General features: G+C 36.1%; 30 protein-coding genes. 1 reads left to right on the forward strand and 29 read right to left on the reverse strand.

Going from position 1 to position 15846, the window contains the following annotated elements; translation table 11 throughout:
- Position 1: 1 nt before the first annotated feature.
- From D4A81_RS09900 to D4A81_RS10040, 29 genes are all read right to left on the reverse strand, one after another.
- Positions 2–223 carry a peptidylprolyl isomerase gene (locus tag D4A81_RS09900; RefSeq protein ID WP_242977644.1) on the reverse strand — a complete coding sequence of 74 codons (222 nt, stop codon included), beginning with the start codon at positions 221–223 and terminating at the stop codon, positions 2–4.
- On the reverse strand, positions 223–2046 hold the full coding sequence (locus D4A81_RS09905) for a terminase gpA endonuclease subunit (protein ID WP_111524788.1): 1824 nt from the start codon (positions 2044–2046) through the stop codon (positions 223–225). The genes D4A81_RS09900 and D4A81_RS09905 overlap by 1 nt, the downstream gene beginning before the upstream one ends.
- A complete protein-coding gene (locus tag D4A81_RS09910; protein ID WP_111524787.1) occupies positions 1934–2566 on the reverse strand; it encodes a DNA-packaging protein in 633 nt (210 codons plus the stop codon). Before D4A81_RS09910 ends, D4A81_RS09905 begins: the two co-directional genes overlap by 113 nt.
- A 374-nt stretch (positions 2567–2940) precedes the next feature.
- Positions 2941–3339, reverse strand: a complete 399-nt coding sequence (locus D4A81_RS09915) for a type II toxin-antitoxin system HicB family antitoxin (RefSeq protein ID WP_111524786.1) — start codon at positions 3337–3339, stop codon at positions 2941–2943.
- A 60-nt stretch (positions 3340–3399) separates the two neighbouring features.
- Positions 3400–3582, reverse strand: a complete 183-nt coding sequence (locus D4A81_RS09920; RefSeq protein ID WP_111524785.1) for a type II toxin-antitoxin system HicA family toxin — start codon at positions 3580–3582, stop codon at positions 3400–3402.
- A 74-nt stretch (positions 3583–3656) separates the two neighbouring features.
- A complete protein-coding gene (locus D4A81_RS09925; RefSeq protein WP_111524784.1) occupies positions 3657–4058 on the reverse strand; it encodes a hypothetical protein in 402 nt (133 codons plus the stop codon).
- A gap of 21 nt (positions 4059–4079) precedes the next feature.
- Entirely contained in the window at positions 4080–4337 is a 258-nt protein-coding gene (locus D4A81_RS09930) for a hypothetical protein (RefSeq protein ID WP_111524783.1), read from the reverse strand.
- A 2-nt stretch (positions 4338–4339) separates the two neighbouring features.
- A complete protein-coding gene (locus D4A81_RS09935) occupies positions 4340–4942 on the reverse strand; it encodes a hypothetical protein (RefSeq protein ID WP_111524782.1) in 603 nt (200 codons plus the stop codon).
- Positions 4943–4968: 26 nt separating this feature from the next.
- The gene (locus D4A81_RS09940; RefSeq protein ID WP_111524781.1) at positions 4969–5388 is read right to left on the reverse strand and encodes a single-stranded DNA-binding protein; all 420 of its coding nucleotides are present in this window, start codon (positions 5386–5388) and stop codon (positions 4969–4971) included.
- Entirely contained in the window at positions 5385–5999 is a 615-nt protein-coding gene (locus tag D4A81_RS09945; RefSeq protein WP_111524780.1) for an HNH endonuclease signature motif containing protein, read from the reverse strand. The genes D4A81_RS09940 and D4A81_RS09945 overlap by 4 nt, the downstream gene beginning before the upstream one ends.
- The gene (locus D4A81_RS09950; protein ID WP_111524825.1) at positions 5996–6241 is read right to left on the reverse strand and encodes a hypothetical protein; all 246 of its coding nucleotides are present in this window, start codon (positions 6239–6241) and stop codon (positions 5996–5998) included. The genes D4A81_RS09945 and D4A81_RS09950 overlap by 4 nt, the downstream gene beginning before the upstream one ends.
- Before the next feature lie 69 nt (positions 6242–6310).
- Positions 6311–7306: a tyrosine-type recombinase/integrase gene (locus D4A81_RS09955; RefSeq protein WP_111524779.1), complete on the reverse strand. Its 996-nt coding sequence runs from the start codon at positions 7304–7306 to the stop codon at positions 6311–6313.
- Between the two features lie 14 nt (positions 7307–7320).
- Positions 7321–8370: a tyrosine-type recombinase/integrase gene (locus D4A81_RS09960; protein ID WP_111524778.1), complete on the reverse strand. Its 1050-nt coding sequence runs from the start codon at positions 8368–8370 to the stop codon at positions 7321–7323.
- Positions 8367–9017, reverse strand: a complete 651-nt coding sequence (locus tag D4A81_RS09965) for an N-6 DNA methylase (protein ID WP_111524777.1) — start codon at positions 9015–9017, stop codon at positions 8367–8369. Before D4A81_RS09965 ends, D4A81_RS09960 begins: the two co-directional genes overlap by 4 nt.
- A gap of 131 nt (positions 9018–9148) precedes the next feature.
- Positions 9149–9490, reverse strand: a complete 342-nt coding sequence (locus D4A81_RS09970) for a hypothetical protein (RefSeq protein WP_111524776.1) — start codon at positions 9488–9490, stop codon at positions 9149–9151.
- 41 nt (positions 9491–9531) lie between these two features.
- Positions 9532–10017 (reverse strand): RusA family crossover junction endodeoxyribonuclease, encoded by a 486-nt coding sequence (locus tag D4A81_RS09975; RefSeq protein ID WP_242977642.1) that lies wholly within the window; start codon positions 10015–10017, stop codon positions 9532–9534.
- Positions 10007–10462: a ribonuclease HI gene (locus tag D4A81_RS09980; protein WP_162902581.1), complete on the reverse strand. Its 456-nt coding sequence runs from the start codon at positions 10460–10462 to the stop codon at positions 10007–10009. The genes D4A81_RS09975 and D4A81_RS09980 overlap by 11 nt, the downstream gene beginning before the upstream one ends.
- Positions 10429–11226, reverse strand: coding sequence for a rolling circle replication-associated protein (locus D4A81_RS09985; protein WP_111524774.1), 798 nt, complete (start codon positions 11224–11226; stop codon positions 10429–10431). The genes D4A81_RS09980 and D4A81_RS09985 overlap by 34 nt, the downstream gene beginning before the upstream one ends.
- 153 nt (positions 11227–11379) lie before the next feature.
- The gene (locus tag D4A81_RS09990; RefSeq protein WP_147628896.1) at positions 11380–11691 is read right to left on the reverse strand and encodes a hypothetical protein; all 312 of its coding nucleotides are present in this window, start codon (positions 11689–11691) and stop codon (positions 11380–11382) included.
- Positions 11652–12023 (reverse strand): hypothetical protein, encoded by a 372-nt coding sequence (locus D4A81_RS09995; protein ID WP_162902582.1) that lies wholly within the window; start codon positions 12021–12023, stop codon positions 11652–11654. Before D4A81_RS09995 ends, D4A81_RS09990 begins: the two co-directional genes overlap by 40 nt.
- Positions 12024–12031: 8 nt before the next feature.
- Entirely contained in the window at positions 12032–12226 is a 195-nt protein-coding gene (locus D4A81_RS10000) for a hypothetical protein (RefSeq protein WP_111524771.1), read from the reverse strand.
- Between the two features lie 37 nt (positions 12227–12263).
- A complete protein-coding gene (locus D4A81_RS10005; RefSeq protein WP_111524770.1) occupies positions 12264–12458 on the reverse strand; it encodes a hypothetical protein in 195 nt (64 codons plus the stop codon).
- A 24-nt stretch (positions 12459–12482) separates the two neighbouring features.
- Complete coding sequence (locus D4A81_RS10010) at positions 12483–13415, reverse strand: site-specific integrase (RefSeq protein WP_111524769.1); 933 nt, start codon at positions 13413–13415, stop codon at positions 12483–12485.
- 28 nt (positions 13416–13443) lie between these two features.
- Positions 13444–13638 (reverse strand): hypothetical protein, encoded by a 195-nt coding sequence (locus D4A81_RS10015; RefSeq protein WP_111524768.1) that lies wholly within the window; start codon positions 13636–13638, stop codon positions 13444–13446.
- An 88-nt stretch (positions 13639–13726) separates the two neighbouring features.
- On the reverse strand, positions 13727–14029 hold the full coding sequence (locus tag D4A81_RS10020; protein ID WP_111524767.1) for a hypothetical protein: 303 nt from the start codon (positions 14027–14029) through the stop codon (positions 13727–13729).
- Positions 14030–14379: 350 nt separating this feature from the next.
- A complete protein-coding gene (locus D4A81_RS10025; protein ID WP_111524766.1) occupies positions 14380–14631 on the reverse strand; it encodes a hypothetical protein in 252 nt (83 codons plus the stop codon).
- Between the two features lie 21 nt (positions 14632–14652).
- On the reverse strand, positions 14653–14880 hold the full coding sequence (locus tag D4A81_RS10030; protein ID WP_111524765.1) for a hypothetical protein: 228 nt from the start codon (positions 14878–14880) through the stop codon (positions 14653–14655).
- Between the two features lie 20 nt (positions 14881–14900).
- On the reverse strand, positions 14901–15089 hold the full coding sequence (locus tag D4A81_RS10035; RefSeq protein ID WP_111524764.1) for a hypothetical protein: 189 nt from the start codon (positions 15087–15089) through the stop codon (positions 14901–14903).
- Between the two features lie 8 nt (positions 15090–15097).
- A complete protein-coding gene (locus D4A81_RS10040) occupies positions 15098–15334 on the reverse strand; it encodes a helix-turn-helix domain-containing protein (RefSeq protein WP_111524763.1) in 237 nt (78 codons plus the stop codon).
- Between the two features lie 164 nt (positions 15335–15498).
- On the opposite strand from D4A81_RS10040, the gene D4A81_RS10045 reads away from it, so the two are divergent.
- Positions 15499–15831, forward strand: a complete 333-nt coding sequence (locus D4A81_RS10045; protein WP_111524762.1) for a helix-turn-helix transcriptional regulator — start codon at positions 15499–15501, stop codon at positions 15829–15831.
- The last annotated feature ends 15 nt before the right edge of the window (positions 15832–15846 follow it).

Genomic DNA, 15846 nt, shown 5'->3' on the forward strand with positions numbered 1-15846 from the left:
TCTACCTCCTGTCAAATACAGCTACAAAAGTATTACTGAATAAATCAGTACCGTTATCCTCTGAAGCCGCCAATAAATCTTTCCTCATAGCTCTAAGCGTTCCAAGATCCGCTCTTGTCAGAGCTCTTGAACCTATCTTATAACTTTGTCCTGTTCTCAAAATTGATGATATTGCCTTATCAATTTCTATGATTTGCTCCTCATTTGTCATTGGTCTGTCCATTATAACCATCCTCCTTTATTTCCACCTGTAATCCAATCAGATTCAGTATCCTCCGCCTTGGTATTATCTTCACTTGTTTCTTCACAACCTTCTTCTCTTAAGTTCCTCACTCCCAATATCTCAGCCGCACACATGGCATATACTTCACAGTCAAGATAGTGGTTATCTATATGAGAACGCTTTGGAACCCATCTCATCACATTGCCTGCAGTTGTCTTCACCATAACCTTTTGCTCAGAGCTTAATTGATTCGCATAGTTTTCATCACAGTCCTTAAATACCATAAAAGAGCCCGGGCCGTTTTCCTTCTGCAGTCTGACAGCTATAGAGTCCTTAAAAGCACCGCCGTCACATACTACCAACTGCAGCCCATATCCCTTTTTATCCACTCTATTAAATCTATATCTTGAGTCCATAGGGTTTGATGAACCTTTTACTGGTATTGCCCAGTCTCTATTTTCAATACAAAAGTCGTATGTATCATCAGGCCTATATCCGCTATCAATAAGACATAGGGCGACTACCATGTCCACACCGTCTTCACGCTTATATGTGTCATTCATAACTCTTTCAATATCTGAAAAACTTCGTACTTGCCCATGAGTAATATTCTGACTGGTTGTATAAGCTCCATACGCTCTAATCGTAAAATACAAAGAATCCTGCTGCACATCCACACCGCCTACAAGCATTCTTGCCCACTTCGGAACCACAAACTCTTCCAAGTCGGTCTGTCTTTGCAGTACAAGCTTATTACTTGTGGCAATCCTTGTATCTTCCCATGCTTCACCAAGCCATGAGTTGGTAAAGTTCTGAAGCTTCTCCGGATCTTTATAACTGTCTAGGAACTCTTCCACTATATCGGACCATTTAAGAAATACTGAATAAAGAGAACTTATCCAGAATCCTACACTCTTTGCAGCCACTCCATTACCTCTCTTCTTCACCACCCTCCATTCACCGCTTCTAAGCATCTTCATCTTGTCTGAATCTGTAATAAAACAGCCGCACTCCTGGCATACATACTTTGCGGTCTGTGCCCTTTCGTAGTTGCTCATCTTCTTTTCATCATCCTTACAGAACTTTATCTGATCAAATACAAACTCTATCCACTCTCCACAGTGCGGACACTGCACAAAGTAATGTTTGACCTCGTCTGCTCCGTCATGTAGCTCCCAGATATAATTACTCTTGATAGTCGGTGTGCTTGCAGCAAAGACCTTCTCAGTAGGCCTGAATGTCTTAGTTCTTTCCAGCGCAAGATTATAAGGACTTGCTTCTTTTTTCGTGGCACCACCCATCTTATCTATCTCATCAAAAAACAGATACTTTATAGGCTTTGAAGCCAACTTACTTGGAGATCCTGCTCCGGTAAGATATATAGGCATATGAGTAAATCTAAGCTCCAGCTCCTTTGATTTTGTCTCTTTGAACATCTTCTTTATTTCCGGAACAAGTCTGAATGCAGGCTTTAAGTTGTCATTGGATATATTCTTGGCCAGATCGTCACTTGGATAGACTATCATCGTTGGTGCCGGAGTCTGCATAATGATATACATAATCATATTTACCATTGCGCTGGTTCCACCTATCTGACTGGCTTTGCAAAAGAATATTTTTCTGATATTTACATCATTAAAAGCATCCATTATCCCTACAAGGTATGGAGTAACATCATTAGACCACTTGCCGGCTAAGTTGGAGTTGGAATCAAGTACCCTGTATCTTTCTGCCCACTGGCTTACGCTTAGCTGTTTTTGTGGTTTTAGCGTTTCGCTTATTACTTTTTGAAACAGTCTTCTTGTTTTCTCTCTTGATGTCATCCTCTTCCTCTACTTCTTCTAAATCATCCTCATTCAAATCAATATTTTTTCTCTTCCTGCTAATCTTATTCGGATCGTATCCGGAAAGTTCATTCAAAGCTATGTCTATTTCCTCTTCCACCTTCTTTATTGCCACATTGGTATCGGTCTCTCCCATGATCTCCATAGCCAGCTTTGAGGGCAATGTTGACAGCTTATTTTTGAAACTTACCAGCATATTTGACAGGAACTCTTCCACATCTTCAGACCTGTGAGTTTCAGCCTTATATTCTCTTAACTTTTCAAGACTCATCTGTATCTTTATCTCTTCATGTCTGGCCTTTAAAGCCTCTAAATTCAAGCCTTTCGCCCTACTTGAGTCCAGGTCCAGTTTATATTCAATATACTCTTTTATACATGTACTTAACTCGTATTTTCCCGACTCATTTCTTTCAAATATTCCACATTTCTTAGTCAAATCTCTTATAGTCCTTGGCTCTACTCCAAGACACTCCGCCAGCTCCTTTTGATTAACTGTCATCAGCCACTATCCCCCCTCCTTTCCAAGGGAAGGAAATCCCATTTTTTTCACTTTTTTTAAAGCCAAATCGGCCGCACCTCTTTGCCCCGCATAGGGGATATACCCCCGGGAGTACCTTGTGCATTTTGTACATATTTCGCCTTATTTCACGATATTTTATTATATTATTTGTGCAATATTACAACAAAAAAGCTCTCATACACTGAGAGCTTCCTAAAAGGGGTATACATGAAATAGCAAACAAGAAGTATCTATTCCTTGTCACTGTATAAGTATATCATATACAATTGGACAAAAGTGAGACATCTTTATCATCTGCTACTTCTTGGATTTATAAAGTTAAAGACCACATAAGCATGCGGCCTTTAATAACTCTACTCTATTTTTAAAATATTCTTCAATCCATCTTGCAACACTTGAGAGAAATTTATATTATTATCACTTGCCATCTTCTCCAACCAATACGGTATTGTGCAATTCTTCTTTACAGTCTTGTTACTGTAATATCTTTCATAGAATGCCGTATCGGCGGCAATATAAGATACAAATTCATTATTTGCTACATTAACACTTTTTATGTCACTTGGCTTTGGTATTTCTTTTTTATCCTGTTCTAAATCATACAACATCAACGTCAATGCATCTGCTGCCATTTCAAAGCCTTCTTGTAAATTCTCCGAACATGTGTGGCATCCTTGTATGTCCGGAAATGCTATACTATACCCTCCATTGTCCTCTTTTGTGAATATAGCCGGATAAACATATTTCGCCATCAATATACCTCCTTAATTTTACGAGATAAGCAAAACTAAAAATGTTCAAATGCAAGGGCTTTATTTAAGCCCTGCATCCTTTAAGATTTTATTTAGTGTTCCTACGGTTATTTCTTTTGCATGCCTTGGAACTTCAAACATATTTTGTGTTATTGGGCTAATCCATATTTCATGTCTTGTTCCTTCCCTTTTTAAATAACAACCACTTTTCTTTAAAATCTTTATCAGTTCTCCTTTTTTCATGTTTTGCTTACCTCCTTATGTTTTATATTATACGCATTATTATGCGTATTGTCAAGAGGTTTTTATATTTTATTTTACATTGTTTTAATATATGCATTGAGAGCTTTTACATGTAGCTTTCTCAAGTAAGATACTTCATAGTGCATCTCTCTTTTTATTGCTTCAAAGCTCTTTCCTTCAATGTATCTTTTATACAGTACTTGGATATACTCTTCCTTGTCAGTTTGATGTATCCTATCAATTATCTGCTGCCTCTCTGATATATACAAACTCATTGCCTTATCAATTTCTTTCTGTATCCTGTCACGCTCAAGTACTGTCGCTTCAAGTCCGCCGCTACCTGTAGATTTCTGAACTCTTTCATCTGACTGGATGTTTCTTGTAATACCAAGCAACGATTCTTTCTCCCTATACAGCTGATAAATCTTTAAACAAAGCTTTCGTACCTCAAGCAGCTCAGCCTTGGCAGAATTCATATAGCATCACCTCCTTCACTTTTAGCCAATTCTTTCTTCCAGAACTTTTATTACCTGTGCCATCTTTGTCGATCCTATACCTTTTATATTTGCCAATTCAACTTTTATCAGTTCAATATTCAAGTCTTTCTTCTCATTTCTGTTCTTTGCTTCTTCAATACCGCTATCGAAACCATCCTTGTATATGCTCCTGATATAATTATTCATTTGAGTATGGTCGTATCTTTTTATCCTCTCATACTCTCTGCGATTTATTGCTACATCTTTTTGCTTTGCCATATCTATTCCTCATATCTTTCAAGTTTTATTGTCTTAAGCAATTCTAATAACTCATTTGTGTAATTTTCGGAAATATCACGTTTTATTTCCAAAGTACCGGCATTTGTATACCACCTGAGACTTGATCCTTCATCATTGCTTATTGGACCTTCAACACCTGTTTCTCCCGCCTTTGTATCTACCAAGTTTCTCGCTATCATATTTAAATATTCTTGATTATACAGCCTTATTGTGTTATCGTTTCCCTCTGATTGAATAACTCTATATATCTTTTCTATAGTTAAACTAGAAACAAAGTACTGACTATATCCACGATCTTCTGTGTAATCATTATTCAATATAGATATATCTACCATGGTATCCATCTCATATTGTTGACCTGCTCCTTCTCCATATAAAATTGATTCTGTTCGTTCCGGCAAATCACCCACCAATTTAACTAGAGCCCCCTTGACTTCTTTACTTATAAAATCCTTATATATAGCAAGTGTCCAAGAGGGAGTATCTATGACCAAATCATCATCTATACTTTTATATATTCTCAATGCGTGATACTTATATGATTTCTTTATTTGCTTTTCAAATACCGATTGCTTTATAAACATGTTATTCTCCTTCTTTCGACTCTCTTTTAATTAAATGGCAAGCCCTCATCATCAACTCCATCCGGGATATTCATAAATCCATCTACATCTGTATTTGAACTGTGATTACCTGTTACTTTTGTGTTTTCTCCTTTGCTGTCTGCAAACTCCTGAGTATCTATAATAATCTCAGTTGTATAAACCTTTTGGCCTTCTTTGTTGGTATAACTTCCTGTCTGAATTCTACCTGAAACCAATACTCTCATACCCTGTCTAAAATACTTCTCTGCAAATTCTCCAGCCTTGTTAAATGCAACGCAAGGAATAAAATCTGCTGCCTGATTTCCTCCCTTTGTGGCTCTATCCACTGCCAAAGTATACCTGGCTATAGCCATACTATCCTGTCCTTGTGTATATCTAACCTCCGGATTTCTTGTCAGCCTACCCATCAATATTACTCTGTTCATTCTATTCCTCTTTTCTTTTTGTTATTCAATATTTTCTCTTTTATCAGTTTTTTAAGCCTTATAGCATTTACGGCCACTTCTTTCTCTATGCCTTTGTATACATTTGCCCCGGCATGATTGATTACTATATTTTCCGCCCTTGTAACCAACATCAAATTATCAAGTTTAATGTTCAAAGGATTATTATCCTTAAATATCAGATTCATACCTGCAGGAATTTTACCGTTGCTTTCTTCCCAAACAACTCTATGCTTCAGATCCCATTTGCTCGGATCTGCAATCTTTATTTCAATGTATCCATCAACATTCACCCTCTCACTTCCTACCGGCCTGTAGTTTTGTGGGCTATGGCCTTTTTTGAACATTGTCTTACTTAGTTTCTTGTAAACTTCCGGACTCAGCCTTTTACCTTTGTTGGCCGGTACAGATCCCTTTTTAAATCTGGTATCTCTTCCACAATTTATCTTATTATTTTTTCTGAAACTTCTTATCTGACTTACACTTATAGTTTTTCCGAATTTTTTAATAAACTCTTCAACAACTTCTGATGCAATTCTCCCGGGAATATATTCTATCAGGAATGATTTTTCCTCTTGTGTGTATCTTATCATTTGTTCTCCGAAGTAATTCCAAGCATGGGCAGGTCAACTTTTTGTCCTCCACCTTGATCATCAATATGCTTTCTAGCACTAAGTGCAAGATGGCCATTCTCTATAATCGTCTTCGCTATTTTCTGTACTGCATCACTTCTCTTTATTTCTTTTTCAAGTTGTTCATCTGTCAGATCATCATCTGTTATTCTTTCTATTGACTCAAATAAGTAATTATTTAAATCCACCAATGTATTCTTCATTTGTTTCTCCTTTACCTTTTCTTTGTTTGGTTTCCATATTGTATTGCTTTTCATACTTTTCTTTTCCATCTACACAACATACTTTTCATGTGCTATTTCCAAGTTTCTCTCATCAAGATCCAGGTAAATTTGAGTTGTTGATAACTCTTCATGCCCTAACATCTTGCTCACTTGTTCTATAGGCATTCCTCTTTTTAATGCCATAGTTGCACATGTTCTTCTGAACCTATGTGGATGAACATTTCTAACCCCAGTTCTTTCCCCAAGCCTTCTACAAAAGCTTTCTACTGCTCCACTACTCATATGCTCTGTACTGTTTATATACCTTGTGCTTGGTAATATATAAGGATTGATTATTGTATCAATATCTCTCATGTGTTCATCAAGCGTAAGGCGTGCCTGTGCATTCAGGTAAACCATCCTCTCTTTATTACCTTTACCCAAAACAGTTATTCTTCTACCTTCTATATCTTCAACTTTTATAGATACAAGTTCTGAAACTCTACATCCGGTACTTAGTAGCATGTCAACAATGAGCCTTTCACTCACTGTCTTACATCCTTGTCTCAGCTTGAGTACTTCTACATCTGAAAAGGCCTTTTTCTGCTTTTTAGCTACTTTGATGCTTCCAATTTTCCTTACTGGATTAGTAGGTATTATTCCTTCAACTGTCAAAAACTCAAAAAAAGTCCTCAGATATCTAAGGTTGTTTGATACAGTTACTTTAGATACTTTATCTTTGTGCTCCCTTACCGCAAGGTAATATAATATATCGTCTGAGCTTACATCTTCTGCGGATTTCCCTATTGTGTTTAACATCCTTGGTATTTCACCTGAATACTGAGCTAATGTTCTCTCGGATAATCCTTGCACAGTCTTTGTCATTATGAACTTTTTAAAATACCATTCATTTTTGTTTTCTTCCCTTATGACTATATCTGTATTTTCAAGCTTTATGCTGTATCCATGCATAATCATATATAGTTTTGATTTCAGCTCTCCAACGTCCATATCAACATCTGCTGCCAGTTCCATAACTATCTCAGATATTAATTCATCTTTCATGCCTTCCCCTTTCACTACAGCACATATTTCTCATGCGCTATTTCTAAATCTCTTTCACTAAGATCAAGATAAATCTGTGTAGTTGTAAGCTGCTCATGTCCAAGCATTTTACTCACCTGTTCTATAGGCATGCCTCTTTTCAATGCCATTGTTGCACACGTACGCCTGAATCTATGTGGATGAACGCCTGTCACTCCAACTCTTTTCCCAAGTCTTCTTACTAAGTCCTCTACTGAAGCTTTATCCATATGTCCTTCTTCATAATTTTCAGCAATTAAGTAGCCGTCACCCCTCGCTATTCCTTTTTTCATTCCTGTTGTCATGTTCATTTTAGGGAAAAGAAAAGGATTTTTAAGCTCAGGTAAGTCTTTTATATATGCCTCTACAGCCAAAATTGCTGTAGCATTCAAATAAACAATCCTTTCTTTGTTTCCTTTTCCCTTTACAATCACTTTATTGACTTCTATGTCTGCTTTTTTTATATTTACAAGCTCGCTCACTCTACACCCGGTACTAAGAAAAAGTTCAATAATTGCTTTTTCTTTTGAATTCTTGCACCCTTGCCTTATCTTCGCCACCTCAATATCCGAAAAAGCTTTCATTTTTTTCTTTTCAAGTTTTATGGTTCCAATCTTCCTTACAGGATTAGTTGGTATATAACCCTCAACAAATAAGTATCCAAGAAAAGAACTAAGATATCTTAATTCGTTTTTGCAAGTTACTTTAGTGCATTTATCTTTGCACTCTCTGACTGCTAAATAGTACAATATGTCATCTGATGTTATCTCTCCTACCGGCTTACCTATTTTTCTCAATATCTTAGGTATTTCTATACCATACAACTCAAGCGTTCTTTCTGTTAAACCTTGAACCGTTTTAGTCATTATAAATTTCTTGAACAGCCACTCATTTTTATTTTCCTCTCTTACCACAATTTCAGTACTTTCAAGGCTCACATTATATCCGTTCATAGCTATATATAGCTTAGATTTCAGCTCACCGATATCTATACTGATATCATCTGCAATTGATAATATTATTTTTGATATAAGTTCATCTTTCATAGCAACATTCCCTTCCTTGCCGGAGTTACAAATATATGCTCCTGCGGAACTTTTTCTCCAAGCAAGCTGTCCTGTCTTACTACAACCGCCTTGATTCCAAGTAAAGACAGCTGTATATAGCTCATATAGACACACGCAAAATCTATATCTGAAGCTTTTATATCAAGCAATTTTTGATAATTTATATCCTTATCCCTTAAAGCTCTGGCATATGCGATAATTATACCGCAACTGCCACATGCAGGCTCATGTAACTTTATAGGCATATCGTTTGATACTGCTTCATCATCCATCAGCCTTGCCACCAACTGGCTTACATTGTCAGGTGTAAAGAACTGCCCTGTGGCTTTATTGCCTGTCTCTATGCCCATATATACACTTCCTAGGATATCTGACATATCTTTTTCAAGTGCTAATGTAAGTAACCCTCCAAGCTCTGCAAAACCGTACACTTCTGCAGTCTGATATTTGCTTATTGTGTTTAAATACTGCTGCTCCCTTTTATTCCAAACCACTGTACCTTCCGGTTCACAGACATTCGCTATTGCTAAAGCGTATAATTCTATCCAATCTCTGAATACTTGATGACCTGAATAGTATTTTGACATATCTCTTATCTTATTGATTATTTCCTGTTTGTAATCCATTCCATTTACTCCATGATCCTAGTCAAACTTCCTACCTGTAACCTTATGTACAAGCTTTATCCTGTCCGACAGTCTGAACCCTGCCAGCTCTATCGTATACTTCAAATGCTGTATCAGTTTGATATCGCTACTCATCTTTGCACCTCTTTCGCAAGTTTTTCAAACTCTTTTGTATCCTCTTGAAAATTACTTGTATACTCTTCTCTTTTTTCTTTAAGTGCTTGTATAAGAGCCTCCCTGATTGGAAGTTGTTCATCTGACGACAAAAAAGTTTCTAAATCAACTATTTTTTTCACTACCCCATACTTAATTTTCTGTGTATAAAGATTCATGTTAAACAAAGCACCTTCTTCAAGTGACCAGTTCTTGATTTCCTCTATTACTTCATTGATATCTCTTATATTTCTTGCACTGTTCGCCACCTCAGTTGCAGCCGTTACAATTTCATCCACTTCTTTTCTTGTTATACTCATTCGCTTAACTCCTTAATCTCAAAATAACTCAAATCAACTTACTATATTTCCCTAAGTTTCACTTCTACTCTTTCGATCTCAGCATATTGCTTACTTACCGTAAGGCAGCACACCTGCGAATCATCATCATAAGCAAGGTGATTCAATGCATCCAATATAGACTTGGCCAGATTGTCACTATCAATCTTCTTTGTATATTTGACTTCTCCTGCCAACATCCTCTCCCTTTGCTTTTTGCTTACCGATTTTGGTATTGCAAAATATCCCCTTATATTGGCAGCTATAGCACCTTCCAGTTTTACACCGCCCGGATATGATATCTTTACAAGGTTTTCATAGTTTACAGTCTCTTTAGGAGTGTATGTCATTACACTTCCATACTTCCTTGCAAATTTAGGTCTTTGTTTGCCCACCGGCTTTCCATACACTGTAAAAGAAATACTTCTTTTCTCAGGTTTTTTCATTTCGGAAATACCTCCTGAATCGCCCTCATGCTTAGTATTTATTAAGTCTTTCTCAGTTTTCATGCTCCACCTTTCTTATGCTGTCACTTATCCACATTTCATAAGGATTTGCAGTGCCGGAACTCGCAAAAGATATATCATGCAATGTGGATAACTCCGATATATCCCTCCAAAGCTCCCAATTACTAAGCTTTACACCTCTTGCATTAGTCCAATCATTCTTTTTCCATTCAAAAATCCATTCGTTTTTATAGCTGCTCAAAACATACTCGCACTTAGTAAATACTAGGGCTGAGCACCTTTTGGTAAGCCTTTTGAGTGCCGCTTTTAATGCAATCAATACAAGCTTGTTTTCTGTAGCCTTTATCTCATATCCAACTCCACTCCTGGTAATCGGACTACCGTCTTTTTTTATAAATTCTATGACATATCCATATCCACCATTCTTTCTTGCAGGCCCTCTTATTGATGTGGTTATGTAAATATTGACTCTACATTCTGTCTCCACGCTTTCTCCTCTCTTCCTACAGCTCTCGTACTTGGTAGCTTTTGCATCATATATCTTTGATACGGATAACCTGTAACAGGGTTTTCTCCTTGTATCACGCTATCAGCTATTATGTAATATCCCTTCTTTGCTTTAGGCTCTTTTGGCCAACTCTTTCTAAGCATTATCTTGCTTTCAACTTCCGGCTCTATCAGATTGCCCCTGCTACGTGTATAGGAAGATTTGCCATTAGGATCCTTTGTTTCAGCCTTAACTATATATTCCGCCAGTCTCTGATACGCCCCTTCTTCGTATAGATCAGTAAGGGCAATATGGCCATACTCCCAATGTTTTCTTATAAGCTTCAACATATTTACCGGATCAGTTATGTTTTCAACTATTATGTGATGATGAAGGGCATTGCCCCTCTTACCCATCTCAGTAACTCCGATATACTTAAAACTTATTGAGTACTTCTTCAGTTCCAGTCTCACCTTTTTAAAAAATGTACTCAGCTGCTCCTTGGCCTCTTTGAAGTCATCAGGTCGCAGTTCCTTTTTATATTTAAGTACGATATGCCAATCTCCTGCTTTGAAATTACCCAATATTAATCTTTGTATTTTTCTAACCCTGTTTGTGTGGTTCTGCTTTTTTATCACCTCAGGAGATGCCTTTTCTTTTTTCTCCCTCTTTTTTCCGGGTGCTCCATAATTGCCGGGATAAAAATTATGAACCTCTATTATCTCTTTATGCTTTCCAAGGTTATACATCTTTTTAACATACATTTTTCTACACCCCTTAGTCGTAAGTTTAATACTTTAATCAAGCAGTTAAAGGTGGACTTCTCCACATTTTTCTTGACTTTTAAAACCAAAAAGCATAGAATATTAGTGAAATGGAATGCTTTTTAGCATCATGAGCCTGTCTTTGTTACAGGCTCATTTTTTATATAATTTATTCAGCTGTTTAAACCTTTTATTTGTTTCAAATTCTTTTCTAAATTCCTTATCTGAACTTGTTATGAATACTGGCACATCATCAAACTCTCCATGATGCCCTCTATCAGTCACATTTGCTATGTAAAATTGACTTTCATATCCCCTTTTTTCATTGATCTGATGCCATACACTTCCAACAAATCTTTTTAAAATAGTCCCTTTTGTAACTGACCTTGCAGTAGATTTTAGTTCCTCATATTTGTATCTATCATCTACCCAACTGTATACATCTCCCAATTCCTCTCCTCCCAAAAGTCACTTCCCATCATGCTTATCTTGCTTCTGAGACTTCCACTATTATGTGATGTCTTCTTTGCAGCCTCAGCAAATGTTCCACCACACTCCAATATAAGCTTTGCATCATATAACTCTTCATAAGTCCAATAGTTTCTAGTCCTTTTTGAGATATATCTGCTCCATCTACTTCTGTCCCATAAATCTTCCCCCATAGTGCTTAATTTAAGCCTAACGCTTGCAGTGCTACGATTTAGTCTTTCTCCTATTTTTGATACTACAATCCTCTGCCTTCTCATATCAGCCAGGATTTCAAGTTCTTCCTCTGTCCATAATCTTTGTATGACCATTTCCCTTCTCATAACAACATCATTCCTATAATTATTCCAAGAACTATTAAACCTACACCTATAGCAACTTTTTCAACTATAGTTATTGCTTTTTCAATACTTCTGCTGCACTCTATTAGATTTTCAAGTTCTTCTTTTTTTATTAAAACGAACTCGCTTTCATTTCTGTTTTTAAAAACTTGTGGTATATCAATTCTCTCCATTTTCATATCTCCTACTTATATTTATTTTTTCTAATCGTCATTTAACCTTTATACCTGTGGCCTCTTCAAACTTTTGCTTCGTTATAACATACGTCCATTGTCTTGACATTTTTACAGCCATACCAAAGTCAAGCATTCCCTGCTGCAGCCCGATCCTTATGAACTGCGGTGACGCTCCAAGAAGTTTTGCAGCCTGTTCTACCGATATCCTATTTTCGTTGCCACTTCTCATATACTTGCTCCTTTTTTCCTATACTTATACCAAGTTGGATAATGATCTCATTACGATATCTATATCCTGACTTGCCAGCTCTTGAATAACATGTAAATAAGTCTTTTGTGTTGTGGTTATACTTGCATGTCCCAGCCTTCTTGCCACACTGGCAATTGATACACCGGCATATAGCAAAATAGAAGCGTGTGTATGACGCAATCCATGTACCGCAATCACAGGTATATCTAGCTTTTTACAGTATCTGAGCAACAAGTCATTTACTGTAGAGTTATATACATTCATATCTTTCTTTACGAATATAGGTTCATCTTCAGGTAGGCCTTTTACAAGGTTTGCAAACTGCATTATCAACTGCCAATCCAACTGTATATTCCTTACTGAAGATTTATTCTTTGTGGTTGTGAATCCACCACCCTCTTTATAATTCCATGTTTTGTTTATACTCAACGTCTGATGTGCAAAATCAAAATCCCTTGGTGTAATTCCCAAACCTTCAGAAAATCTCATTCCGGTTTTTGCAAGAAGCAGAATGAACCAATCCCAACTTACCTCTTCCCCAAGTTTCAAACTTTTTAAAAGGGTTTGTAACTCAAATTGGTTCAAGTACTTTATCTTCTTACTACCCGGCAATTTTCCTTTTATTATGACCTTTCTTGTCGGATCTCTTGGTATAAAGCCCTCATCAACTGCATCCAAGACACATCCCTTTAATTGGTGATGAAAGTCCATAGTAGTATTTCTCTCATGTTCTTTTGCATATTCATTGATGATTTGCTGATACGTTACTCTTGAAACATTGCACAATTTTAGATCAGGTGCTATCTTCTCAACCCAGAAAAGACTCATTTTGTACTTTGACAATGTACATTCTTTGATAGCACCTTCCTTATATACATAAATCCATTCCTTATAGTAATCTTTCAGTAAGTCATCTTTTGTAAACTCCCTCGGCATTTATTCCTTTCATCCTTCTTTCACATCCTTAGATCGCATTTCTAATCTCTTTCACTATCTCTAATGCATCTTCCAATACTTTCTTCTTTTCTTTCCATTTTCTATAGTCACTTGCATTTGACAGAGCGAAATTGGCTCTCCATCTACAGCAACTTATAGCTCTTTCAACGAGCCTTATTAACTCTGTTCCATTGTTCCGGCTTATTCCATCGTCTATTTTCATGCTTACTCCTTATTCTCTCCCAAGAAAAGATTCACAAAGTCCCAAACGACATAAACGAATGGGATTTTGTACAATCATTCTAAGTGCTTTAATTGTTTAACTTAAACCTAAGCAACATTCGGATATCTTCATGGAACTCATAAAATTCCTCAATGGAGATATCCTCTGTAGTCTTATTGCAGTACATTTCTATACGATCCTGTATCTTACCCTTGATTCTCTCAACTCCGGCTATTTCAAGATCCTCGCCTATTCTCCTCTGAAAAAAATGTAACATACGAATATCATCATGAAATTCATAAAATTCTTTAACAGATATATCCTCTATATCCTTATTGCAGTACATTTCTATACGATCTGTAATTTTCTCTATAACTTTCTTTGTTCCCATTAGATTTCCTAACTTGCCTTATCCTCTCTCTTGCTTTTTCTATATAGTTCCTACAAAAATACACTCCTATTTTCTCTACCCAAATCAATTTACTTTTAACTATATATCTCCTAAACTATAACTACAGGCTCTGACCAGCCGAGTATTTAGAAAGGAGAAACATCCATGGACACAAATGAATTAAAAACGATATGTAATGAATGTTTTAATAAAGTTTTTGATTCTATGCATGATAAGGTTTTGCAAGATGCAAAAGACTTTTTTGACAAATATGGTGATGACAAGCTTTCGAAATATGTAACCGAATTTTATACCCAAATTATAGTTACATCTTTTAAAGCTTCCTGCGATTACACAGATGAAGTTCTTTCTGCTCTTTTGAATTCCTTAAATAAAGTAGACTGAAACATTAGAAAATTAACATCTTTTTTCAACTCTTGAATTTCTTTTTCAAGAGTTCCCGGGGCAACTCTAATCTCGAATTTTATATCCTGATTAGGGTTGTTCTTTTTTAAAATTTCTATTTGCTTCAATGCATCTTCCATCTCTGTCAATGTAGTTAATCTCATTTCAATATTTATAGGTGTTGATACTATCGCCATACTTCCTCCTAACTTTTCTACCTAGGAATTTACATTTGACACGTTTGTAGTCTTATCAAGATAATCAATATTTACATTTATTGCTTCAGTATCATATTGAATAACGATATTGAAGCGTTCTTTCTTTCTCATTGTGTCTACAATCAGACCACATAGATTCATCATAAAAACAGCTGTTTTCTCAAAGCCATCTCTTTTTATAAACTTGTGTGCCAATAACTCCTCTTGCTCATTATGATTTTTCAACATCCGCTCTCCTAACTTGCATATCAGTTTTCTTCTGATAATCTATCGGCAAGTGCCAAATAAAAATTAGGTGCAAATCTTCTCGGTATTTCAGCAACTATATGCAAAGATTCCTTTATATCCGCAATCTTTCCCTCTATAGTTGCTGTAATCTTTACAGTCATTTCCTGACCACCTGACAATATCTCTTTATACTCTTTCGTAAACTCCATTTTCTCTTCTAACTTGCCTTTTCCTCTCTCTTGTACTCTTCATAAAAGTAGACTGTATTAGGATCTACCCTCATAGCTTTTGCTATATCTGGTATGTACTCAGCCCTTAATGTCTTTCTACCATTCATCATGTTGCTAAACTCTTGCGGTGTGAAACCTGCACGTTCTGCAACCACACTATGTTTCATTCCTTTGTCATTTATAATTGACCTTATGTTGTCCAACATCTTTTCATAGTCACCCATACTTTATTCTCCTTTCTCTTTTCTTACAAGTTTCTTGTAGATATCCTTATGTTATTACAAGATTCTTTGTAAGTCAATAGTTTTTTACAAGAAACTTGCAATATATCTATTGACTTATCAAATAACTTTGTTATACTTTCCTTAACGAAAGGAGGATTGTTTGATTGAGTATAGGATCAAGAATAAAAGAGAAAAGAGCTGAATTGAACTTATCCCGTGCCGATTTAGCAGATAAAATTGGAGTATCAGCATCAGCTATTGCAAACTATGAGAATGAAGTTAGTGTTCCAAAAATCGAATTGATGTACAAAATATTGTCAGCACTAAAATGTGATGCAAATTACTTATATCAAGACAATATGGATACCAATAATAATTCAAGCAATATTGAAGATATCATATTAAAAAAATACCGCACCCTTGATAATCACGGTAAAGAACTTGTTATATTGGTACTTGATAAGGAATATGAAAGAGTTACTGATACCAAGCTCTAAATAAAAAATAGGTGA

Origin of the sequence: Lachnoanaerobaculum umeaense (assembly GCF_003589745.1) — a bacterium.
Taxonomy (GTDB): domain Bacteria; phylum Bacillota; class Clostridia; order Lachnospirales; family Lachnospiraceae; genus Lachnoanaerobaculum; species Lachnoanaerobaculum umeaense.

Coding starts and splice junctions, on each gene's coding strand:
- D4A81_RS10015 (WP_111524768.1), bottom strand. CDS start 13,638: ATGAAAATAGACGATGGAATAAGCCGGAACAATGGAACAGAGTTAATA.
- D4A81_RS09920 (WP_111524785.1), bottom strand. CDS start 3,582: ATGAAAAAAGGAGAACTGATAAAGATTTTAAAGAAAAGTGGTTGTTAT.
- D4A81_RS09910 (WP_111524787.1), bottom strand. CDS start 2,566: ATGACAGTTAATCAAAAGGAGCTGGCGGAGTGTCTTGGAGTAGAGCCA.
- D4A81_RS09935 (WP_111524782.1), bottom strand. CDS start 4,942: ATGTTTATAAAGCAATCGGTATTTGAAAAGCAAATAAAGAAATCATAT.
- D4A81_RS09925 (WP_111524784.1), bottom strand. CDS start 4,058: ATGAATTCTGCCAAGGCTGAGCTGCTTGAGGTACGAAAGCTTTGTTTA.
- D4A81_RS09965 (WP_111524777.1), bottom strand. CDS start 9,017: ATGGATTACAAACAGGAAATAATCAATAAGATAAGAGATATGTCAAAA.
- D4A81_RS09985 (WP_111524774.1), bottom strand. CDS start 11,226: ATGTATGTTAAAAAGATGTATAACCTTGGAAAGCATAAAGAGATAATA.
- D4A81_RS09995 (WP_162902582.1), bottom strand. CDS start 12,023: ATGGTCATACAAAGATTATGGACAGAGGAAGAACTTGAAATCCTGGCT.
- D4A81_RS09900 (WP_242977644.1), bottom strand. CDS start 223: ATGGACAGACCAATGACAAATGAGGAGCAAATCATAGAAATTGATAAG.
- D4A81_RS10010 (WP_111524769.1), bottom strand. CDS start 13,415: ATGCCGAGGGAGTTTACAAAAGATGACTTACTGAAAGATTACTATAAG.
- D4A81_RS09970 (WP_111524776.1), bottom strand. CDS start 9,490: ATGAGTATAACAAGAAAAGAAGTGGATGAAATTGTAACGGCTGCAACT.
- D4A81_RS09945 (WP_111524780.1), bottom strand. CDS start 5,999: ATGATAAGATACACACAAGAGGAAAAATCATTCCTGATAGAATATATT.
- D4A81_RS09915 (WP_111524786.1), bottom strand. CDS start 3,339: ATGGCGAAATATGTTTATCCGGCTATATTCACAAAAGAGGACAATGGA.
- D4A81_RS10035 (WP_111524764.1), bottom strand. CDS start 15,089: ATGGAGTTTACGAAAGAGTATAAAGAGATATTGTCAGGTGGTCAGGAA.
- D4A81_RS09950 (WP_111524825.1), bottom strand. CDS start 6,241: ATGAAGAATACATTGGTGGATTTAAATAATTACTTATTTGAGTCAATA.
- D4A81_RS09940 (WP_111524781.1), bottom strand. CDS start 5,388: ATGAACAGAGTAATATTGATGGGTAGGCTGACAAGAAATCCGGAGGTT.
- D4A81_RS10025 (WP_111524766.1), bottom strand. CDS start 14,631: ATGGCGATAGTATCAACACCTATAAATATTGAAATGAGATTAACTACA.
- D4A81_RS09975 (WP_242977642.1), bottom strand. CDS start 10,017: ATGAAAACTGAGAAAGACTTAATAAATACTAAGCATGAGGGCGATTCA.
- D4A81_RS10030 (WP_111524765.1), bottom strand. CDS start 14,880: ATGTTGAAAAATCATAATGAGCAAGAGGAGTTATTGGCACACAAGTTT.
- D4A81_RS10040 (WP_111524763.1), bottom strand. CDS start 15,334: ATGGGTGACTATGAAAAGATGTTGGACAACATAAGGTCAATTATAAAT.
- D4A81_RS10020 (WP_111524767.1), bottom strand. CDS start 14,029: ATGGGAACAAAGAAAGTTATAGAGAAAATTACAGATCGTATAGAAATG.
- D4A81_RS10005 (WP_111524770.1), bottom strand. CDS start 12,458: ATGAGAAGTGGCAACGAAAATAGGATATCGGTAGAACAGGCTGCAAAA.
- D4A81_RS09960 (WP_111524778.1), bottom strand. CDS start 8,370: ATGAAAGATGAACTTATATCAAAAATAATATTATCAATTGCAGATGAT.
- D4A81_RS09930 (WP_111524783.1), bottom strand. CDS start 4,337: ATGGCAAAGCAAAAAGATGTAGCAATAAATCGCAGAGAGTATGAGAGG.
- D4A81_RS09955 (WP_111524779.1), bottom strand. CDS start 7,306: ATGAAAGATGAATTAATATCTGAGATAGTTATGGAACTGGCAGCAGAT.
- D4A81_RS09905 (WP_111524788.1), bottom strand. CDS start 2,046: ATGACATCAAGAGAGAAAACAAGAAGACTGTTTCAAAAAGTAATAAGC.
- D4A81_RS10000 (WP_111524771.1), bottom strand. CDS start 12,226: ATGGAGAGAATTGATATACCACAAGTTTTTAAAAACAGAAATGAAAGC.